13 protein-coding genes are annotated in these 20,824 nt (G+C 74.0%); 6 read left to right on the plus strand and 7 right to left on the minus strand.

The genetic code is table 11. The features are described 5' to 3' along the window. Positions 1-466 precede the first annotated feature (466 nt). From AC5WRL_RS13745 to AC5WRL_RS13760, 4 genes are all read right to left on the minus strand, one after another. Positions 467-1,510 carry an NAD(P)-dependent oxidoreductase gene (locus AC5WRL_RS13745; protein ID WP_496088758.1) on the minus strand — a complete coding sequence of 348 codons (1,044 nt, stop codon included), beginning with the start codon at positions 1,508-1,510 and terminating at the stop codon, positions 467-469. A gap of 31 nt (positions 1,511-1,541) precedes the next feature. Continuing rightward, the gene (locus AC5WRL_RS13750; RefSeq protein ID WP_496088759.1) at positions 1,542-3,005 is read right to left on the minus strand and encodes an FGGY-family carbohydrate kinase; all 1,464 of its coding nucleotides are present in this window, start codon (positions 3,003-3,005) and stop codon (positions 1,542-1,544) included. Next, positions 2,998-4,503, minus strand: a complete 1,506-nt coding sequence (locus tag AC5WRL_RS13755; RefSeq protein ID WP_496088760.1) for an FGGY family carbohydrate kinase — start codon at positions 4,501-4,503, stop codon at positions 2,998-3,000. Before AC5WRL_RS13755 ends, AC5WRL_RS13750 begins: the two co-directional genes overlap by 8 nt. A gap of 200 nt (positions 4,504-4,703) precedes the next feature. Next, on the minus strand, positions 4,704-5,510 hold the full coding sequence (locus tag AC5WRL_RS13760; protein ID WP_496088761.1) for a DeoR/GlpR family DNA-binding transcription regulator: 807 nt from the start codon (positions 5,508-5,510) through the stop codon (positions 4,704-4,706). A gap of 117 nt (positions 5,511-5,627) precedes the next feature. Between AC5WRL_RS13760 and AC5WRL_RS13765 the strand changes: the two genes are divergently transcribed. From AC5WRL_RS13765 to AC5WRL_RS13780, 4 genes are all read left to right on the plus strand, one after another. After that, positions 5,628-6,674: a S1 family peptidase gene (locus AC5WRL_RS13765; protein WP_496088762.1), complete on the plus strand. Its 1,047-nt coding sequence runs from the start codon at positions 5,628-5,630 to the stop codon at positions 6,672-6,674. 132 nt (positions 6,675-6,806) lie between these two features. Next, entirely contained in the window at positions 6,807-8,120 is a 1,314-nt protein-coding gene (locus AC5WRL_RS13770; RefSeq protein ID WP_496088763.1) for an extracellular catalytic domain type 1 short-chain-length polyhydroxyalkanoate depolymerase, read from the plus strand. 689 nt (positions 8,121-8,809) lie between these two features. Continuing rightward, positions 8,810-10,165: an ATP-binding protein gene (locus tag AC5WRL_RS13775; protein WP_496088764.1), complete on the plus strand. Its 1,356-nt coding sequence runs from the start codon at positions 8,810-8,812 to the stop codon at positions 10,163-10,165. A gap of 7 nt (positions 10,166-10,172) precedes the next feature. After that, entirely contained in the window at positions 10,173-11,270 is a 1,098-nt protein-coding gene (locus AC5WRL_RS13780; RefSeq protein ID WP_496088765.1) for a tetratricopeptide repeat protein, read from the plus strand. An 81-nt stretch (positions 11,271-11,351) separates the two neighbouring features. On the opposite strand, the gene AC5WRL_RS13785 is transcribed toward AC5WRL_RS13780, so the two are convergent. Next, positions 11,352-11,747 carry a winged helix-turn-helix transcriptional regulator gene (locus tag AC5WRL_RS13785; protein ID WP_496088826.1) on the minus strand — a complete coding sequence of 132 codons (396 nt, stop codon included), beginning with the start codon at positions 11,745-11,747 and terminating at the stop codon, positions 11,352-11,354. Positions 11,748-11,854: 107 nt separating this feature from the next. Here AC5WRL_RS13785 and AC5WRL_RS13790 point away from each other — a divergent pair, with 107 nt between their 5' ends. Both AC5WRL_RS13790 and AC5WRL_RS13795 read left to right on the plus strand, forming a co-directional pair. Next, positions 11,855-12,751: an alcohol dehydrogenase catalytic domain-containing protein gene (locus AC5WRL_RS13790; protein WP_496088766.1), complete on the plus strand. Its 897-nt coding sequence runs from the start codon at positions 11,855-11,857 to the stop codon at positions 12,749-12,751. Between the two features lie 241 nt (positions 12,752-12,992). Beyond that, positions 12,993-14,678 carry a DUF6055 domain-containing protein gene (locus AC5WRL_RS13795; RefSeq protein WP_496088767.1) on the plus strand — a complete coding sequence of 562 codons (1,686 nt, stop codon included), beginning with the start codon at positions 12,993-12,995 and terminating at the stop codon, positions 14,676-14,678. Between the two features lie 64 nt (positions 14,679-14,742). On the opposite strand, the gene AC5WRL_RS13800 is transcribed toward AC5WRL_RS13795, so the two are convergent. After that, complete coding sequence (locus tag AC5WRL_RS13800) at positions 14,743-18,858, minus strand: Ig-like domain-containing protein (RefSeq protein WP_496088768.1); 4,116 nt, start codon at positions 18,856-18,858, stop codon at positions 14,743-14,745. Further along, positions 18,858-20,819, minus strand: a complete 1,962-nt coding sequence (locus AC5WRL_RS13805; protein ID WP_496088769.1) for a glycoside hydrolase family 127 protein — start codon at positions 20,817-20,819, stop codon at positions 18,858-18,860. The genes AC5WRL_RS13800 and AC5WRL_RS13805 overlap by 1 nt, the downstream gene beginning before the upstream one ends. Positions 20,820-20,824: the final 5 nt, after the last annotated feature.

Below are 20,824 nucleotides of genomic sequence, written 5' to 3' on the forward strand. Positions count from 1 at the left end.
CGCCCGCCCCCCGACACGGCGACACACCACCGGTCCGCCGGCCGGCCCACGCGCCTGGCACCCGCCGGGCCGCCGACGCCGACTCCCGGACCGCCCCCCGACACCAGCCCGCCCCGGCCGGACGCCACCACGGTGGCCCGGCCCGCACCGCGCGGACACCGGCTCCCCGGCCATCCACCAGCGGCCGTTGAGCGTCCGGCCGGTCCGGCGCCGGCGCGGTCGGGCGGCGCCGTGGCGGTGCGAGGTGTGCGATCCGGTGCGGGCCCGGCGCGGTCGGGCATCTCCGTGGTGATGCGGGGCGTCCGTTTCCGGCCGCGAGCGGTCCGTTGCCCGCCGCCGGTCGTCGGGCGCCCGGCCCGGGCGGGCTCGGCACGGGTCGGTGGCCGCGGTGTCATTCGGTGGGTTTCCGCATCGCCCCCGCCGGCCGGCCGGCTCCCGCCGGACCTCCGGGCGGCCTCGTGGCCGGTCATGAGCCGCCGCCGTTCGCCCGGTGGCACAGCGGTTCGCCCCGGCGCCAGCGGTCGGCTTCCGCAGCCACCATCGTGGCGGCCCGTTCCGCCACCGCGCGGCTCGCTCCCGCCAGATGCGGGGTCAGGACCAGGTTCGGCGCGCCGCGCAGCGGGTGGTCGTCCGGCAGCGGCTCCACGTCGTAGACGTCCAGCGCCGCGGCGAACAGCCGGCCGTCGTGCAGGGCGGCTGCCAGCGCGCCGTAGTCCAGCAGACCGCCGCGTGCGCAGTTCACCAGCACCGCGCCGCGCGGCAGCGCGGCCAGTTCGGCGGCGCCGATCAGGCCCGCCGTCTGCGGCGTCAGCCGCGCGTGCAGCGACAGCACCGTGCTGGCCGCCAGCAGTTCCGGCAACTCCACCACCCGTACCCCCTCCGGCAGTGCCGCCGGGTCCGCGTACGGGTCGGCGACCAGCACCCGCGCGCCCATCGCGGCCAGCGCCGCCGCCACCCGCCCGCCGACCGCCCCGGCCCCCACCAGCCCCACCGTGGCGCCCGCGATCTCCAGCCCCGTCGCCTCGTACGCGAACTGCCCGCCGTCCCAGCGCCCGGCCAGCACCCCGGCGTGCGCCTGCGGAATGCGCCGCATCGCCGCCAGCATGAGGGCGATGGTGTGCTCGGCCGTCGACGCCGCGTTGCGGCCCGGCGCGTACGTCACCGCCACCCCGTACTCGGCCGCCGCCGCCAGATTGGCGTTCACCGGGCCGCCGCGCGACACCGCGAACAGTTCAAGATCCGGGCAGGCCGCCAGCACCCGCCGGGTCAGCGGCGCCATCTGCGTGAGGCACACCCGTACCCCCGCCAGCGCCTCGATCAGCTGATCCTCGGTCCCCGACGCCTCCATCACCTCCCCGACCGGCCCGAACGGCACCTGCGGCCAGGGCAGTTCCAGCTCCCGCACCCGCCACGCCGACGGCCCGCCGCCCGCCGCCCGCAGCGCCGCGACCAGCAGCCGGTTGAGTACGAATCGGTCACCGGCGGCCAGCACCGGGATCGGTTCCTCCACGGTCGTCGTCCCTTTCTCTCGGAACTCGCGGTCAGCCCAGCCAGCCGCGCTCGGCGAGCGCGGCGACCAACGCCTCGTAGCCGGGGGTGAGCCGGGCGGTACGGTCCGGGTCAGGCTCCAGCGTGCGGCGCACCCGCACCAGCCGCCGCGCCGCCGCCGGGATGTCGCCGCGCACCGCGCCCGCGGCCAGCACGGCCATGCCCAGCGCCGGTTCGGGGTTCTCCGGCAGCCGCACCGGCACTCCGAGCATGTCGCAGCGCAGCTGGTTCCACCACGGGTTGCGCGCCGCCCCGCCGGTGAACGTCACCGGGCCGCCCACATCGGCGCCCGACGCCGCCAGCACCCCGAACGCCAGCCGCTCGATGTGCGCCACCCCCGTGCACACCGCCGCGAAGTCCCGCGCCGCGTCCCCGGTGCGGACGGCGAGCGGTCCGTCCCCGAGAAAGCCCCGCGCCCCCGAGGCCACGAACGGAAACCGCTCCCCGTGCCCGACCAGCGGGTAGCACACCGGCAGCGCCGCCAGGTCCACCCCGGCCGCCGCCCGCGCGGTCAGCGCCCGCAGATCGGCGCCCGGGAACAGCGCCCGTACCGCCCCGGCCCCCGTACTCGACGCCCCGCCCGGCAGCCACCGCCCGTCGTACGGAGCCCGGTGCGAGTACACCGCGCCGGCCGGGTCGCGCGGCAGCGCCGCGCTCACCCCCTTGAGTGTCAGCGTCGTCCCCAGCACCGCGTTCCACTCGCCGACCTCAAGCGCCCCCGCGCCCAGCTGGGCCGCGCACCCATCGGTCATCCCGGCGATCACCGGCGTGCCGTACGGCAGTCCGGTACGGGCCGCCGCCGCCCGGCACACCTCGCCGAGCACGCTGCCGGGGCGTACCACCTCCGGCAGCAGCCCCGGGTCGATGCGAAGCCGACCCAGCACCCCGGCCGGCCAGCGGTCGCCGAGCAGGTCGTAGCCGGTCTTCAGGGCGTGCGAGGTGTCGGCGGCCACCGGGTGCCCGACCAGCGCGGCGGCCACCACATCCGGCTGGTGCGCCAGCCGCACCGCCCCGTCACCATCCGTCAGCAGCCCGGCGTCCCGCCACCACAGCAGCTTCGGCAGCGCCCAGGCCGGCTGCATCCGGTAGCCCAGCTCCTCCCACAGCCCGCCCCCCGCCTCCTGCGCCTCGGCGGCCAGCGCGCCCGCGCGGGCGTCGTCGTACATCAGTCCCGGGGTACGCGGCACCCCGTCGCGGCCGGTGAGCAGCACGGTTCCGGAGGTGGCGCACACCGCGAGCGCGCCGACCGGTCGCCCGCGCAGCGCCGCCGACAACTCGGCGAGCGCGTCGGCGCTGTGCCGCCACCAGGACGCCGGGTCCTGTTCGTGCCGCGCCCCGTCGCGCCGGCCGCGCAGCGGGCGGGCGGTGGCCGCCACGGTACGGCCCCGGTCGTCGACGGCCAGCGCGCGGACGCTCTGGGTGCCGAGGTCGACCCCGATCCACACCGGCTCAGACATCGGACCGCCACCCCTGCCAGCGGGTCGCGGCCAGTTCCCTGGTGGCGAGGAACTCGGCGTGTTCGCGGTCGTGGAAGTCACGCAGCTCCGGGGAGGGTTCGTAGCGGTGCCCGGGGTGCACGAGCGCGTCGGCGGCGGCCGTCAGATCGGGGTAGGCGCCGAGTGCGGTGAGCCCGGACAGCAGGGCGCCCTTCGCGCCGACCTGGCTGTCCCGGGAGGAGAGCGCCGGCACCCCGGTGATGTCGGCGATCAGGGCGCACCACAGCGCGCTGGCCGCGCCGCCGCCGCACAGCGCCAGCTCGGTGGGGTGGTGCGGGGCGGCCTCCAGACAGTCCCTGATGACGTGCGCCAGGCCCTCCAGCACGGCGCGCGCCACATGCTCGCGGCGGTGGTGGAACAGCGTTCCGGTGATCAGCCCGCTGGCCGCCGGGTCCAGGAACGGGGCGCGTTCTCCGGCCGGCGACAGGTACGGCAGCACGCGCAGCCCGGCGGCGCCCGGCGGAACCCGGGCGGCCAGTTCGGACAGTTCGCGGTGGTCGCGCAGCCCGAGCAGTTCCACCGCCCAGTCGAGGACGCCGGTGCCGGCCAGGGTGGGGAAGGCTCGCATGAACAGCCCGGGCGTGCCGAAGTCCAGGGTCAGGCCGGCGGGTTCGCCCTCGTGCGGCGCCGCCGCCTCGATGAGGACTTCGGTGCACAAGGTGGTGCCCAGCACGCAGGTGGCCTGCCCGGCGGTGGTGGTGCCGGTGCCCAGGGCGGTCGCCACCACGTCGTACGGGGCGAGCACCACCGGGGTGCCGGAGGGCAGCCCGAGCTGCCCGGCGGCCGGGGCGGTGAGGGGGGCGACCAGCTCACCTTCGGTCAGCAGCGGCGGCAGGAGCGTACGGTGTGCGGTCAGCCCGTACCACTCGATCAGCCGCTCGGAGTAGGAGCGGGTGCGGATGTCCAGCCAGGGCGCGGACGCCTCGGAGGGGTGCAGGCCGAGTACCCCGGTCAGCCGCAGGTAGAGCCAGCTGCCGCAGGTGAGTACGGCGTGGGCGGCGCGCAGGGCGTGCGGCTCGCGGTCGGCGAGCACCCGCAGGATGGCGTTGGGCAGCCCGGCGTTGGTCAGTGAGGCGTTGTCGCGGTAGGCGCGTTCCAGGATGCCGTCGGTGCGCCAGTGGCGGACGACGTCGGCGGCGCGGGCGTCGTTCCACAGCACGGCGGGGCGTACCGGGCGGTGCCGGGCATCCACCAGCCAGGCGCCGTCGCCCTGGGCGGTGAGCGCCAGCAGGCTCACGGGGCGGGCCACCTCGGCGACCGCCTCGCGGATCGCGGCGGCCACCGCGGACCAGACCTCGTCCATGTCCTGTTCGGCGGTGCCGGGTGTGGGGTGGCGGACCTCGGTGTCGCGGCGGCTGACCGTCAGTTCCCGTCCGGCGGAGTCGAACACCACCGCCTTGATCACGGTGGTGCCGGCGTCCACGCACACCGCGACTTCCGTATCCCGCCTCGCCGCCATCTTGCCGCACCTCTTTCCGGCCGACCCCGATGTGACGCGTATTACACGCAGGCTCCCGCTATTTCGCAACTTTTAACATCGATCTTGGCGGCGCGCGTCGCGCGGCACGGCGAAACGGCAGTTGAGAGCAGTCATGGGCATGTCGAGTCCGCCCCGTCAACCGGGTGAACTTCACATCACGTAGCAGAACTGAACGGCCGTCAGCCGCCCTCCAGCACATCGATCCGGGCACCCCGCGCCCGCAGCTCGCGCACCGTGCGCGGCGCCGTACCGCCGTCCACCACCACCCGGTCGAACTCCGCCAGCGCCGCCAGCCGGTGCGGCGCCCGGCGGTCGAACTTGGAGTGGTCGATCAGCGCCACCGTCCGGGACGCCGCGGCCACCAGCGCCCGCCGGGTGATCGCGGTGCGCAGCGACTGGAGGTAACACACCCCGTCCGCCACCGCCGTGGTCGACACGAACAGCAGGTCGGGCCGGATGCCGGCCGCCGCGTCCGCCGTGTCCTGCCCCAGGAAGGAGTCGTACGCCGCGTCGTACCGGCCGCCGAGCCCCACCAGCTCGATGCCCGGCTGCGCCGCCAGCGCCCGGATCACCGGCAGGAAGTGCGTCACCACCGTGAGCGGCGCCCGCTCCGGCAGCATGCGGGCCAGCACCAGCGACGTCGTGCTGTCGTCCAGCGCCACCACCTGCCCGGATTCCACCTCGGTGGCCAGCACCTCCCGCGCGATCGCGGCCTTCGCCGCCACCTGGGCCTGCATCCGGTGCTCCAGATCCCCGTGGAAGGTGGTGGTGGGCGCGCTGGTCGCGCCACCGCGCACCTTGTGCAGAAACCCGCGCCGGGCCAGCTCGTCCAGATCCCGGTGCACCGTCATGATGCTCACGCCGTAGTCGCGGGCCAGCGCGTCCACCCGTACGAACCCGGCCTCGGCCACCTGGCGCCGCATGGCCACCCGCCGCAACTCCGGATTCCGCCGTGCCCCGTCCGCCGCCATGGGATCACCCGCCATCCGCCCAGCATCGCACGCGCGGGGCGTGGTCAGCCGGTGAGACGGGTCTTGTGAAGGCGGCGCGACAGTCGCTAGTTTCTGCCGCCCCAACCCCAACCAACGGATCAGGAGCCTCAGTTGAGACTTCCCGTCGCCGCTGCCGCCGCTGCCGCGTTACTCGTGGTGGGCGCCGTACTCCCCGCCGGGGCCAGCGCCAGCTCCGCCAGCGCCACGACCGCCACGACCGAACCCACCGTCCCCGCCGCCCCCGACCTGGCGGACGACCGTACCGCCGGCGCCTATCTGCGCGACGACGGCGCCCTGGTGGTGACCGTCACCGACGAGGCCGCCGCGCGGGAGGTCACCGAGGCCGGGGCCGTACCCGAGCGGGTGACGCGGAGCGCCGCCGATCTCACCGCCGTCACCGACGACCTCGCCGCCCGGGCCGCGATCCCCGGCACCGCCTGGGGCATCGACCCCGTGGCCAACCAGGTGCGGGTCACCCACGACGAGAGCGTCACCGGAGCCGACCTGGCCCGGCTGCGCGCCGCCGTCGCCGACCACGGCGCCGCCGCCCGGCTGGAGGCGGCCGGGGGCACTCTCGCTCCCACCATCGCCGGAGGTGATGCCATCTGGGCGAACGGCTACCCGTGTTCGCTCGGCTTCCAGGTCACCGACGGCACCGACGAATATTTCCTGACGGTCGGTCACTGCACCAACTACTTCCCGAACTGGTACGCCGACGCCGCCGAGACCGTACCGCTGGGGACGGTCGTGGCCGGCAGCTTCCCCGGTGCCGACTACGGCATCGTCAAGTACACCAACCCGGACATCGCCAAGGACCGCGCCGTCAACACCTACGACGGCGGCGCACAGCCCATCACCGCGCTCGCAGACCCCGTCGTCGGCCAGCGCATCGCCCGCAGCGGCCGTACCACCGGGGTCCACACCGGCAACGTCACCGCGCTGGATGTCACCGTCAACTACGCCCAGGGCACCGTCACCGGACTGATCCAGACGGACGCCTGCGCGATGGCCGGCGACAGCGGCGGACCGCTTTACGCGGGCAGCACCGGGTACGGACTGCTGTCGGGCAGCACCGCCTCCTGCTCCATCCCCAACCCGGTCAGCTTCTACCAGCCGGTGACCGGGCTGCTGGACACCTACGGGCTCTCGCTGAACTGAGCCGACGGCGTACGGAGTCGGCGCCGAGTGGCGTGGGAGCGCTTCCAAGTAGGGCGTGTCCATGCCACTATCCGAGGGCGCGACCTACTCCACCTGACGCATCCGCCCCCGTGCGGACACGAAGGGACCAAGGTGAAGAACCCCGGAGTTCGCCCGGCGGGACGCCGGCTCCGTACCGTACTCGCCACCCTCCTCGGCGCCCTCGCGCCCCTCCTCGCGGCCACCCTCCTCACCGCGCCACCGGCCGCCGCCGCCCAGCTCACCGAAGTCACCGGCTTCGGCAACAACCCCAGCAACCTGCGGATGCACCTGTACGTGCCCGACAGCGTCCAGCAGCGCCCCGCCGTCCTGGTGGCCGTGCACTACTGCACCGGCACCGGCCCGGCCTTCTACTCGGGCACCGAATTCGCCTCGCTCGCCGACCGCTACGGCTTCATCGTCATCTACCCCTCCGCCACCCGCAGCGGCCAGTGCTTCGACGTCTCCTCACCGCAGGCGCTGCGCCGGGACGGCGGCAGCGACCCGGTCGGCATCCGCTCGATGGTCGACTATGTGCAGCGCACCCACGGCAGCGACCCGGAACGGGTGTACGCGACCGGCGCGTCCTCCGGCGCGATGATGACCAATGTGCTGCTCGGGGTGTACCCCGATGTGTTCAAGGCGGGCGCGGCGTTCGCCGGGGTGCCGTTCGGCTGCTTCGCCACCACCGACGGCTCCGGCTGGAACAGTGCCTGCGCCCAGGGGCAGATCAGCCGCACGCCGCAACAGTGGGGCGACCTCGTACGGGCCGCCTACCCCGGCTACAGCGGGCCCCGGCCGCGCATGCAGATCTGGCACGGCACCGAGGACGACGTGCTGCGCTACCCGAACTACGGCGAGCAGATCAAACAGTGGACGCAGGTGCTCGGCGTCAGCCAGACGCCCGCGTACAGCGACCAGCCGCAGGCCAACTGGAACCGCACCCGGTACGGCGGCACCGGCGCCCAGGCGCCGGTGGAGGCGATCAGCCTCCAGGGCACCGGTCACAACGTGCCGGGCGGTGGCATGGCGGCGCGGGTGATCACGTTCTTCGGACTCGACCAGGGCGGCGGCGACCCGGGCCCGGGTCCTGGCCCCGACCCCCAGCCGGGCGCCTGCCGGGTGGGAGTCACCACCAACGCCTGGAACACCGGGCTCACGGCGGAGGTGACCCTCACCAACACCGGCTCGGCGGCGGTGACCGGCTGGTCACTGACCTTCGCCCTGCCGGCCGGCCAGGCCATCACCTCCGGCTGGAACGCCGGTTACACCACCTCCGGCGGCACCGTGACGGCGACCCCGGTCGCCCACAACGCGACCATCGCCCCGGGCGCGTCCGCCGCCTTCGGCTACCAGGCCACCCACACCGGCAACAGCGGCCCCCCGACCGCCTTCACCCTCAACGGCGCGACCTGCACGAGGGCCTGACCCGAGGCCCAACCGCTGTCCCCAGCACCGGGAGGCAAGCCGGCACCACGCGCCCTCCGGGCCCGCCGACGCTTCGGCCACGGCGGCGCCGGCCCGCCGCGCATTACGGCTCCTGCGCCGCGCCTCCCCGGGCCGCCACCCCCGCGCGGTCCGGGGAGGCGCCGGGCGCTCCCGGCGGAAGGGAGGTCGTACGCTCCTCCGCGCGGCCCGGCCCTTCGCCGGGACGGGTCTCCTGGTCGGACACCGTGTCCCGGTCGGACCCGGTCGGACCCGGTCAGACCCGGTACGGGCCCGGCCTTCCGGCCGGCCGTGGCGGTCTCGTCCCGGGGGCGGGTCCGCCCGCCCCTTCGGACGGCCGTCGGGCCGGGTGGGTCCGGCGCCTCGGCGCGGCCCGCCGGTTGGCACCGGGCGGGACGGTGCGCACGGGACAGCTGGTGCGGTGGCGGGAGCGCGGCCCGGGCGGGCCCGGCGTCGGGGTCGGTTGGCTGCCGGCCATCCCGTGTGGTCCGGGGGGGCTCGGCGCCGTGGGGGGCGGTGATGCCCGGACGTTCGGCGCGGTTCCTGCCCGGGGCGGACGCGACTGGGACCCCGCCCCGGTGGTGGGCCGGGCTTGGGGACAGGTAGGCCACCCTCGCCTTGGGGCGGGGGAGGAGTCGTGTCAGGATGCAGTGGTGTCCGACGGTTCACCTTTGATAGTCAGCCTCACCGCGGCGGTCGCGGCAGCTCCGGATGATCTGCCGCTCCGGCTGCATCTGGCCCGGCTGCTGCTGGACGGCGGTCGCCAGGCGGAGGCGATCGGCCAGCTGGCCGCCGCCCTCCAGCGGGAGCCCGGTCATCCCGAGGCCCAGCGCATGATGGCCGAGGCGGTCGCCCCGCCGGCGGCACCGGCTCCGGCGTTGCCGCAGCCGGCGCCCGCCGTGCCCGCCGCGTCGCCCGCCGCGCCCGGTACCCCCGGTACGCCGACTGCCGCGCCCGGTACGCCGGCCGCCGGTTTCGACTGGCACAACGCCGAGGAGCAGCTGGCCGGCACCGTGCCGCCGAAGTTCGTCGAGTCCTCCCCGCCGGACGCCGACACCGACACCGACACCGACACCGAGGCGGACCCGGCCGAGCCCCCGCGCGAGGAAGCACAGCGCCACGACGGCGGCCCCGCCGACCCCGTCGTGGACGTCCAGCCGGCCGGCCAGCTGCGGCTGGCCGACGTCGGCGGCATGCGGGAGGTCAAGGACCGGCTGGAGGCCGCCTTCCTCGCCCCGCTGCGCAACCCCGAACTGCGCAAGCTGTACGCGAAGAACCTGCGCGGCGGCCTGCTGCTGTACGGCCCGCCCGGCTGCGGCAAGACGTTCATCGCCCGTGCCGTCGCCGGCGAACTCGGCGCCCGGTTCCTCCCGGTCAAGATCAGCGACATCCTCGACCAGTACATCGGCAACTCCGAGCGCAACATCACCCGCCTGTTCAACGAGGCCCGCCGCAACGCACCCTGCGTGCTGTTCTTCGACGAACTGGACGCGCTCGGCGCCAAGCGCAGCCGCATGCAGCACAACGGCATGCGCAACGCCGTCAACCAGCTCCTCACCGAGCTGGACGGCGTCGACGGTGCCGCCAACGACGGCGTGTTCGTGCTCGCCGCCACCAACCACCCCTGGGACGTGGACTCCGCGCTGCTGCGCCCCGGCCGCATGGACCGGCTCGTCCTGGTCGCCCCGCCCGACCGCCCCGCGCGCGAGGCGATCCTGCGCTACCACTTGAAGGACCGGCCCGTCGCGGGCGTCGATCTCGGCAAGCTCGCCAAGCGCACCGAGGGGTTCTCCGGCGCCGACCTCGCCTACCTCTGCGAGAGCGCCGCCGAGCAGGCCCTGCTGGACTCCGTGCGCCGCGGCGAGCCCCGCCTGATGGGCATGCCCGACCTGCTGTCCGCCGCCGGTGAGCTGAGCCCGTCCACCGAGGCGTGGTTCGCCACCGCCACCACGGTCGTCACCTTCTCGCCCGACCGCAGCAGCTACCGCGAGCTGCGCGACTACCTCAAGCGCACCAAGAGGCTGTGAGACCGCGATGAGCGAAACCGCATCCCCCGGGGCCGACCCGGAGGCGCTGGCGCTGGTGAAGGACATCAACACCGCGCGCCGGATGGTCGACTCCGACCGGTACGCGGAGGCCGCCGCCATCCTCGCCCCCCTCGTCGGGCGCCGCCCCGACTTCGGCTTCGCCTGGTCCCTGCTGGCGGTCTGCAAGATCCAGCTGGGCGACGGGCCCGGCGCGCTGCTCGCCAGCGACCAGGCCATGGCCATCCCGGAGGGCCGCGACTACGCCTGGCACGTGCGGGCCATCGTCATGCTCAAGCTGGGCCGCCCCCACGAGGCGCTGGCCGCCGCCGAGGAGCTGATCCGGCTGACTCCGGACGGCTGGCGGGGGCACGAAATGCGGGCCCGCGCCCTGCTGGCCGGCGCCCCGGGCGGCAGCGAACTGGCGGTGCCCGCCGCCGAGCAGGCCGTGGCACTGGCCCCGGAGGAGACCGAGGCGCACTACACGCTGGGCCGGGCGGCGTACCAGGCGGGCCGGTTCGACCTGGCCGAGCACGCCTTCTCCGCCGTGCTCCGCATCGACCCCGGACACGCCGACGCCCACCAGTCGCTGGGTGTGGTGCGCTCCCGCGTCCCCGACTCGGCGCGGCGGGGCATCGCCCCGATGGCGACCGGCTACGCCGACGCGCTCGCGGTCGATCCCGGGGACGGTGAGGCCCGGGCCCGCCTGGGCGGGCTGCTCATGATGCTGCTGGCGAAGGCGCGCTGGTTCGGCTGGTTCTGTCTGCTGGTCACCATGGTCCTGATCGGTGCCGCCGAAGAGGCGGCCGGGAACGGCTGGGGGTTCCGGGCGGCGGCGCTGGTGGTCACCGCGCTGGTGTGGGTGCTGTGGGGGTGGCGGGTCCGTTCCGCGCTGCCGGCCCGTACCCGTGATCCGCTGCTGTCCTTCGTCCGCGCCGGCCGCCCGCTGCGGCTGCTGGCGGGCGCGGCGGCGGCCCCGGTCCTGGCGGCGGTCGTCCTGGCCGCCGTCCCGCTGCCCCTCGGCGCCCCGCTGATCGCCGCCGCCGCGGCCGTCCTCGCCACGGCGACCCTGTCCCGCCTCGCCCGCCGCGCCGCCGGCGTGCGCTGAGCGGCGGCAGCCGCACCCGCTCCGCTCCACCCGCAGTTCGTCCGGCGCCGCGTTCCGGTCCGGACGTGCCGCCGGGTACGGTCAGGCGTCCTTCCGGTCGTACTCCTCGCGCGCGCCGTGCACCTCGGCCATGTGCTCCTGGGCCCACGTGTTGAGGTGGCGCATGGTGTCCAGCAGGGACAGGCCGAGCGGTGTGAGTTCGTAGTCGACGCGGACGGGCACCGACGGCGTCACGGTGCGGGTCAGCAGCCCGTCGCGCTCCAGCGCCCGCACGGTCTGGGTCAGCATCTTCTGGCTCACCCCGGCGATCCGCGCGGAGAGTTCGGAGTAGCGCATCCGCCCCTGGGTGCCCAGCGCGACGATCACCAGGCTCGCCCACTTGTTGCCGATCGCGTCGAGGAGCTGCCGGCTGGGGCAGTGCGCGTCGAACACATCGAATCGGGGGGCCCGCGCGTCAGCGGCGGTCGCGTCGGCCACATCCATGGCTTACCTCCGGGTACCTACACCACTTCAAAGTGCCTACTTCCCAAAGGAGAGTAAGTCTCGGATGGTTGTGCCGTCCATCCCTTCGAAGGAGATCTCTCATGACGCTCGCCCTCGTATCCAGGAACGACGACTCCGCGCCCGCCCTCGAAGAGGTCACGCTGCCCCCGCTGGGCCCCGGCGACCTGCGGGTCCGCGTCACGGCCGCCTCGGTCGACCCCGTCGACACCCTCTTCGCCGGCGGCCCGGGCCGGGCGATCTTCGGCCTCAGCGGGACCGTCGGGGTCGGCTGGTCCCTCACCGGAGTCGTCACCGCGACCGGTACCGAGGTCACCGGCTTCGCGGTCGGCGACCCGGTCGCCGCCGTACACCGCGACGTCACCGCCCCGGTCCGCGCCCACGCCGAGGAGACGGTGGTGCCCGCGACGGCCGCAGCGCCGCTGCCCGCCGGTCTCGACCCGGTGCACGCCGCGTCCCTCCCGCTCAACGCCTCCACCGCCGCGCAGCTGGTGGACCGGCTCGGCCCGGCCGACGGGCGGACCCTGCTGGTCACCGGAGCCGCCGGCTCGGTGGGCGGCTACGCCGTCGCGCTGGCCGCGCGGGCCGGCTGGACCGTCACCGCACTGGCGCGCGCGGCCGACCGCGACTTCGTGCTGCGAGCGGGGGCCGGTGAACTCCTCACCGAAGTGCCGGGACCCTCCTTCGACGCGGTCCTCGACGCCGCCGTCCTGCACGCGGTGGCCGTTGCCGCGATCCGGGACGGCGGGACGTTCGCCGGCGTGACGTCGAGGACGCCCGCGACACCGGAGCGTGGCATCGAGATTGGCATCGTGAATGTCGAGCCCGACAGCGCGAAGCTCGCCGGACTGCTGGCCCTCGCCGACTCCGGAGTCCTTGAGCTGCGCGTGGCCGGCCAGGTGCCGCTGGCCGAGTACGCGGCGGCCTACGACAAGGTCGCCGCCGGCGGCGGGCGGGGCCGGTGGCTGCTGGTCCCCTGACCCACGCCGCCGGGTCCCGCTCCCATCAGGCCGGATTGGCTCTTGGCGGGAACAACGCGCCGTCCGCAGCAGCGTCTTGGGAGCGCTTCCATGAGACGCTGGCGCGTGTTCCCGGCCGGCCGGTCACCAGAACACTGTTCGGTCCGCCGGCCGTGTCCCCCCGCGAATGAAGGAGCGGATGGTGTTATCGCGCAGATCAAGGTTCTGGCGACGGGCTGTGGTCGCAGTGGCGGCTGCGACCATGGTGGCGGTAGGGATCGGGCCCGCCACCGCCGGCGAGCCGTCGGCGGCGGACGTCCAGGCCGCGGCCAAAACGGTCTATCTCCCCGCCCGCTGGCTCACCACGGGCGAAGTGCCCTGGAGCGCGGACCGGACCCGGGAGTCGGACAACTTCATCCTGCTGTGGGGGGAGAAGTCCGGCACCAACCCGCTGACCGCCCCCAGCGAGTTCCGGTTCGATCCGGCCAATATCCTGAGCCAGCTGGAGAGCCTGTACTCGTTCTACATCAATGACATGCGGTTCACCCCGGAGACCGGTCTGCTCGCCGAGCACAAGATCGTGGTCATCGTCACCCGGACCTGGAACCGCACCGCGCTCGACGCCTGGGCCACCGGCGGATCGGTCGACGGCCGGGTCGGCGTCATCAACATCGCCCCCGCCGCCGCCCAGCCCGGCTCCTGGGGCCTGGCCCACGAACTCGGCCATGTCTTCCAGAACTACACCTTCCTCGGCAAGGGCGGCGGCCTCGGCTTCACCCACGCCTCCGCCGGCTCGTTCTGGGAGACCAGCGCCGAGTTCATGGCCATGCAGGTGTACCCGAGGGGCGGCGCCGGCGACCTCACCCGCTTCCTGCGCACCGAGAACCTGGCGTACTCCTCCAGCCGCCACCACTACGGCAACTGGATGCTGCTCCAGCACCTGGTCGACAACTACGGCGGCATCCAGACCTTCAACAACCTCTGGAACCAGGCCCGCAACACCGAACACCCGCTGGAGGCGTACCGGCGCATCAACAACCTGACACAGACTCAGCTCAACACCCGCATCGGCGAGTACGCCCAGCGCCAGGTCACCTACGACTACTCCAACCGCGCCAACTTCATGCCGTTCATCACCACCATGTACGGCGCCGGCTTCATCAACGCCTACAACGGCGTCCCGGTGGAGGCGATCGACCAGGCGGCCGGCCGCTACGCCATCTCGGAGCGGATCGCCCCCTCCGACTACGGCTACAACAAGATCAAGCTGGTGCCCAGCACCGACGGCGGCCTGATCCGGCTGAACTTCCAGGGCCGGGTCAACGCGGCGGCCGGCTCCGGCTGGACGTACGGCTTCGTCGCGCTGCGCAACGGCGTGCCGCGCTACGGCCCGCTGCACAACAGCCCCAGCGGTGAGATCACCTTCCAGACCCAGCCCGGCGAGAACGAGGTCTACCTCGTCGTCACCGGCACCCCGGACACCGTGCACCGCTACGCCTTCCTCGACGGGTACACCAAGAACTACCGCTACCCGTACGAGTTCCGGGTGCAGGGCGCCATCCCCTCCGGCCACGAGCCCGGCTACCAGAAGCCGGCCGCGACCGGCGGCGGGCACTGGCACTCCAACGGCGGCGGCTGGGTCGACAACCGCGCCAATGTCGCCGCCACCGCCTACGTCGGCCCCCGCGCCGCCGTCTACGGCAACTCCACGGTCACCGGCAACGCCCGGATCGAGGGTCTGGCCTGGGTGAACTCCGGCGCCACCATCAGCGGCAACGCCGTGGTCAAGGACAACGCCATCATCCAGGGCGGCGCCAACCTCTCCGGCAGCATCGTGGTGGGCGGCGACGCCGAGCTGTGGATCACCTGCTCCTCCGGCACCTATCTGCTGTTCAACCCGGATCGCGGCTGCGACGGCCGCGCCGGGGAGACCGACATCAACCCGTGAGCCGCGCGGGCCGGGGCCGGGGTGCATGGACCCCGGCCCCGGCCCGCCGCGTCCCGTCGGGCGCTCACTCGTACACGGTGACCACCGCCGTCGCCGTGATGTCGGTGCCCGGCACGGTCCCGGAGACGGTGAACGTGCCCGGGCGCGCGTACCGGTCCGCCGGCACCGCTGCCCACACCACCGGGGTACGGCTGTCCCGCGAGCCGTCGTTGAAGGTGGCGGTCACCGTGTCCGGCAGGCCGGGCGGGACGCCGGCCCGGGTGCGTACCGGCTCCTCGGCGATGCTGGTGATCGCCACCGACCCGGTGACCCGCACCCACACCACCGCCTCCACCGGCTGCGCGGTCAGCTCCGTCAGCCCGGTGACCCGCACGCTGGTGCCGCCCTCGCGCACCTGCTCCTCGGTGAGCGCCGGCCACACCGCGCGGGCGGGCAGCGCGGCCCCGTCCGCGTACACCAGGGTGACCTCGCCCGGCAGTTGCGGCACCGTGCCGGCCAGGGTCGGCACCTGCACCTCCCGCACCCGCTCCGGCGGCTCCGCGTACACCTTCCACTCCTGTACGCCCAGCGCCAGATTCGGCTGTCCGGTGAGCCGGGCGCGCAGCCGGGTCGTGGTCACCGGGGCGAACTCGGTGGGGTTGTACGCGTCGGCCGCCGTGCCGTAGCCGCTGGGGTCCGCGACCGGGAGCCAGCCGGTGCCGTCCCACCACTCGATCAGCCAGGACGCCGGCACCCCGACCCCGTCGGCGGCGCCCGGCTGCGCGTCGCGGAAGAAGTACAGGTCGGAGCCGGTCACCCGGACCGGGTCCGGCCAGGTGTACTGCACCCACTGGGTGCCCTTCTGCGGCCAGCTGCCCCAGCGCGGCGCGTCACCGGATGAGGCCGGCTCGCGGCCGTCGTTGATCGCCTCGATGGACTCCCAGCCGGAGGTGTAGGAGGCGGTGGGGGTGGCCTGCGGGGCGATGTTGACGCGCCCGGCCGCCGGGCCCTCGGTGCCGACGGTGACCTCACGCGCCGTGCTGAGCGCGCCGTCGCTCGCGGTGAGCCGCAGCGTGTATGTGCCGGCGGCGGTGAACCGTGCGACGGTGGTCGGCGCGGTCGGGTCCTCGAACAGGGCCGCGCCCCCGTCAGGCCCTGCCACCAGCTCCCAGCGCGCGGACAGTTCGCCGCCGGGCAGCCCGTCGTCCTTGACGCTGCCGATCAGCCGGGCCTGCCCCGCCCGGTGGAACGCCGGGTCCGGCCAGGCCCTCACCTGCGGAGGTTCATTGGCCCCGGCGCCGCCGCCCGCGCCGGTACGGAACGCCTGGATCTCCTTCAACCCGCCGCTGTGCCCGCGCTGATGGGTCAGCTCCACGCGCAGCGCGGTGGTGGTGACCTCCTCGAACCGCACCTGGTTGGCGTTGGCGCGCGGCACCCGTGGCTCTTTGAGCTGCCCGGTGACAGCGCGCCACGGTCCGTGCTCGCCGTCCCGGTAGCGCACGGTGTACAGGGCGGGTTCGGCACAGCCACCCGGCCGTTTGTCGGCGGCGAAGAACAGCCGTACGTCGTCCACCGCGACCGGCTCGCCGAAGTCCAGCTCCAGCCAGTCGGTGGCGTTGCCGGAGCCGGCCGTGCCCCAGTACGGCTCATTGATGGTGAACCCGTCCACCGCGCCCGCCACCCCGCGGCCCGGCGCCTGGTAGGAGGCGGTCACCGTGGCGTCCGCCGCGAGATTCGGCAACTCGCCCGCCCCCGGGCGCAGATCACGCCCGGCCCGGTCGAACACCTCGACGACCCGGGAGTCCTCGGCGAAGACGACATCCTGCGGGGCGAGCAGCGCGGCCGGCCGGGAGGTGACCACCTGTCCGCCGCCCTCCGGGAAGGTGACAGCACCGGTGGCCGGGTCGTAGACGAGGTGCGTGAGCGCGTCCACGGTGAACGCCAACGCGCCGTCCAGATACACCGAGTACCCCTCGGGGACATCCGCCCCGTAGGGCCGCCGGCCGTCGCCCGGCGCGTCCCAGATCACCGCCACGTCCGTGCCCCGGTAGTTGAGGTCGGTCACCGCGAAGTGCGGCCAGCCGATGTCGATCGGCCACAGCTCGATCTTGTCGTCGGTGCGCGGCCGGAACCCCATCGCGTCCTCGATCACCGTGAAGTTGGTGGTGCCGAGGATGGTGTGGTGGATCCACGAGCGGTAGCCGATGCGCTGCGGATCGGCGCTGCCCTCGGCCCAGAACTCGTTCTGGTCGGGCCAGTTGTTGTTGCCGCCGATGTAGTGCGCCCAGGCGTTCCAGGACAGCAGTTTGGCGTACCAGTCGGCGTCCAGATATGCGCTGGGGTAGGCGCGCAGCACCGAGGCGAGAAAGCGGAAGGTGACGGTGGAGTTGATGACGGAGAAGTTGTTGCTGCCCGGATGGCCGGCCCGGGCCGCCTCCGCCTTGTCGGCCTGGTTGGCGGTGAAGAAGGGAAAGACCGGATACTGACCGGCGTCCGCCCACAGCCGCAGCGCCTCGACATACTGCGGATCCTCGTCGGGGGTCGGCATGAGCCCGACGCTGAACGGATAGTAGTTGTTGATCTCCTTCCACGGCACCAGGTCTCCGCTGGCCACATGACGGTGTTTCAGCAACCGGTCATCGGAATCCCACAGATGATCGAGCACCGCCTGCCGGGTGCGCTCCGCGAGGGCCCGCAGCTCCGCTTCCTTGCCGCGCTCGCCGAGCAGCGCGTACGCCTCGGCGGCGGCCAGCGCGTTGCTGTACACATACGCCGACTCGGTACGGTCCAGCTGCCCCGGGCGCCAGTGGAAGGACACGGCGTCCGCGTCGTTGCCGGTCATCGCGCCCCAGTCGTACTCGATCAGACCGTTGCCGTCGTGGTCGTACGCCGCCAGCTGGCCCCGTACGTCGCGCTCCGCGTAGTGCGCCAGATTCCGCACCACCCCGGGCGGGCCGCCGTGCACCTGGTAGGAGGACCAGGCCGCCTCCGACAGATACTGCGTGTAGCTGTTGGACCAGTTCTCCGGATCCCCGGGATTGTCGGTGTACTTGTCGCTGCGCGACACCTCGCCCGCCGACACCCACGGCCCGTACGCGTACACCGGGTCGCGCAGGTATTTGAGATCGTCGATGAACATCCCGGTGGTCAGCACAATGGCGTTGTTGTACCCGAGCACCCCTTCCATGGAGGTGGGGAACTGATAGTCGCTGCCCGGGATGTCGGCGTCCAGATAGTTGTAACGCAGCAGCCACCAGCGGTAGTACACCGTTTTCTCGATATTGTCGTCCGGCAGATCGGTGTACGGCAGATTCTCGGCCCACCAGCGGTTGTACTCCTGGACATGCTCCCGGAACGCGTCCTGCGGTCCGGCCGCCCGCACCGCCTCGTAGCCGGGCCCCGAGGCGGTGATCTCGTCGGTGACAAAGCCCAGTTGCACCTTGGTGTCGGCGGCGCCGCCGGCCGGCACCGTCACCGTGCCGGTGAGCGCCCCGTCCTCCGGCGCCAGACTGTCCCCGGACAGCCGCGGGTAGAGGGTGGTGAGGTTGTTGCGGGCCGCCACCGTCCCGGTCAGCTCGCCGCCCTCCACCACCGAGGTGTACGGGGAGAGGGCCCGCAGCCCGATCTGCCGTGCCGCCCCGGAGGAGTTGGCGATCCGCAGCCGGGTCACCGCCACATTGGCGTCCGTGATGAACTTCGTCTGCGTCACCCGCAGCGCACCATCACCCGAGGTGAACTCGCTGCGCCAGTAACTCGGCGTCTGGACACGGGCGGTGACGTCCTCGCGCAGCGTCACCGGCTGCCCGCCCGCCTCCAGCGTGACGGTGTACGCGGCCCGGTTGTCGATGCTCTCCCAGTACGCCACGATGCCCGCGAAGCCCAGCCGGGACGGATCGTGCGTCTTCATGAACACCGCGCGGCCCCGGGAGAACAGCCAGTCACCCGCCGGGTCGGCGCCGCGCCGCGCCAGCATCCGGTCCATCCAGAAGCTGGTGCCGTCCCCGGCCGCCCGGTCCGCGTCGTACTGCGCCCGCATCGTGCCGCGCACCGAGAACCCGGCCGGGAGCGGTGGCACCGGCTCGGCCGACCCGGAGAACACCGGGAAGCCGATCGCGGCGTTGTCGGCCGCCGCCGGGGTGGCGGCGGTCAGGGAGGCCAGCAGCGCCGTCACCAGCGCCCCGGCCGCGATCCGCAAACGCATCACCGCACCTCCTCGGTGGTCCCGGTCGTCGGCAGCCACACCCGCATGGTGGACGGGCCCCGGTTGGCCCAGGAGTGATAGGGGATCAGCTCGATGTCGGCGGGGCTCGCGGTGCCGCCTCCGGCTCCGGCTCCGGCCTCGGCACCGGCCGCCGGGGGAGTGGCGTACGGCCAGCCCGCGCCCGCCCCCGCCCCCGCCGGCGGATCGGTCAGCGTGCCGGAGACCCGTACGGTCCCGCCCTCGGCGCGCGGCGGCCCGGCCGCCGGATCCACCCGCACCGCGTCGACCTCCCGCCCGGCCGGCAGATCCACCGACTCCGCGCACAGCACCAGCGGCCCCCGCTCGGCGGCCACCGTGCCCCGTACCGCGTCGATCCGCGGATCGGGCACCACCCAGCGCGGCGCCATCGGCAGCAGCAGCCGCACCTCGTCGCCGGCCCGGAAGGTACGGGTCAGCTCCGCCGTACCCGCCGTGACCGGCCGCGCCACCCCCCGCGGATCCACCAGCCGGGCCCCGGCCCCCGCCCAGCCGGGCACCCGCAGCGACAGCGTCCACGGCCGGGCTGCGCTCTCGGTGATCCGCACCGTGACCGCGCCGTCCGCCGGATAGCCGGTCCGCACCCGCAGGCCCACCGGCCGCCCGTCCGGCAGCGCGGTGGCGACCGTGGCGTCCGCGTACTGATGCAGCTGTACGCCGTCCTCGTCCGCCGTCGCCACCAGGGAGGCCAGCGAGGCCAGCGTGCGGGCCACATTCGTGGGACAGCAGGACACCGCGAACCACGGCGCCCGCAGCCCGGACGCGGCGCGCGGCGAAGGCGCGTCGGCGGCCGGCGGGGCGGAACGCTCCCGGTGGTGCAGGGTGTTGGTGTAGAAGAACGACCGCCCGTCCGCCGCCGGGGAGGCCGCCACCACGTTGAACAGGGTGCGCTCGGCCAGATCCGCGAACCGCGCCTCGCCGGTGGCCAGCAGCAGCCGCCAGCTCAGCATCACCGAGGCGACCCCGGCACAGCTCTCCGCGTAGGCGCGGTCCGGCGGCAGCACGAAGTCCGCGCCGAACGCCTCGTCCTGGTGGTGCGACCCCATCCCCCCGGTCACATAGGTGCGGCGGGCCACCGCCGCCTCCCACTGCGCGACCACCGCCGCCAGCAGCTCCGCGTCCCCGGTCTCCACCGCCACATCCACCGCGCCACAGGCCAGATACAGGGCGCGCACCGCGTGCCCGCGCAGCACCCGGGCCTTGCGCACCGGTACGTCGTCCAGGTGGTAGGCCGCCCCGAACTCCCCCTGCCGCAGCGAGCGATGGCCGCGCCGCGCCACGAACACCGCGGCCTGCTCCAGATAGCGCTGCTCACCGGTCAGCCGGGCCAGCTCCACCAGCGCCATCTCGATTCCCGGATGGCCGCAGATCCCCTCGACGCCACCGGCCTTGAACGTGTCGCAGACATGGTCGGCCGCCCCGCGGGCCAGCCGGGTCAGCTCGCCGCCGTCGCCCAGCGCGCGGGCCTGCGCGATCCCGGCCTGGAGCAGATGACCGGCGCAGTACAGCTCATGGCCCCACTCCAGATCGCTGTACCGGGGCCGCTGCCCGGCCCTGCCGAACGCCGAGTTGAGATAGCCGTCCTCGTGCGCGGCGGCGGCCAGCAGCGTGCCGGTGCGCTCCAGCGTCGCGCCGCGCCACGCGTCCGGACCCGCCCAGGCCAGCGCCTCCAGCAGCTTGTACACCTCGGAGTCGGCGAACTCCCGCCCCTGCCGCGCCGCCACCGGCGCGGCGAAGTTGCCGATCCAGCCCAGCCGTTCCATCCAGCCGTAGCAGTGCGGAAGAGTCGCGGCGGTGTTGACCTCCTGCCGAGCCCCCCAGAAGCCGCCGGTGATCCGCACCTCCGCCAGCGACAGCGGTCGCAGCCGCCCGCGCCCCGGCGCCACCGGCAGCGCGCCCCTCGCACCCGTCGTTCCCTCGCCCATCCACG

Source organism: Streptomyces sp. NTD107 (assembly GCF_059510435.1).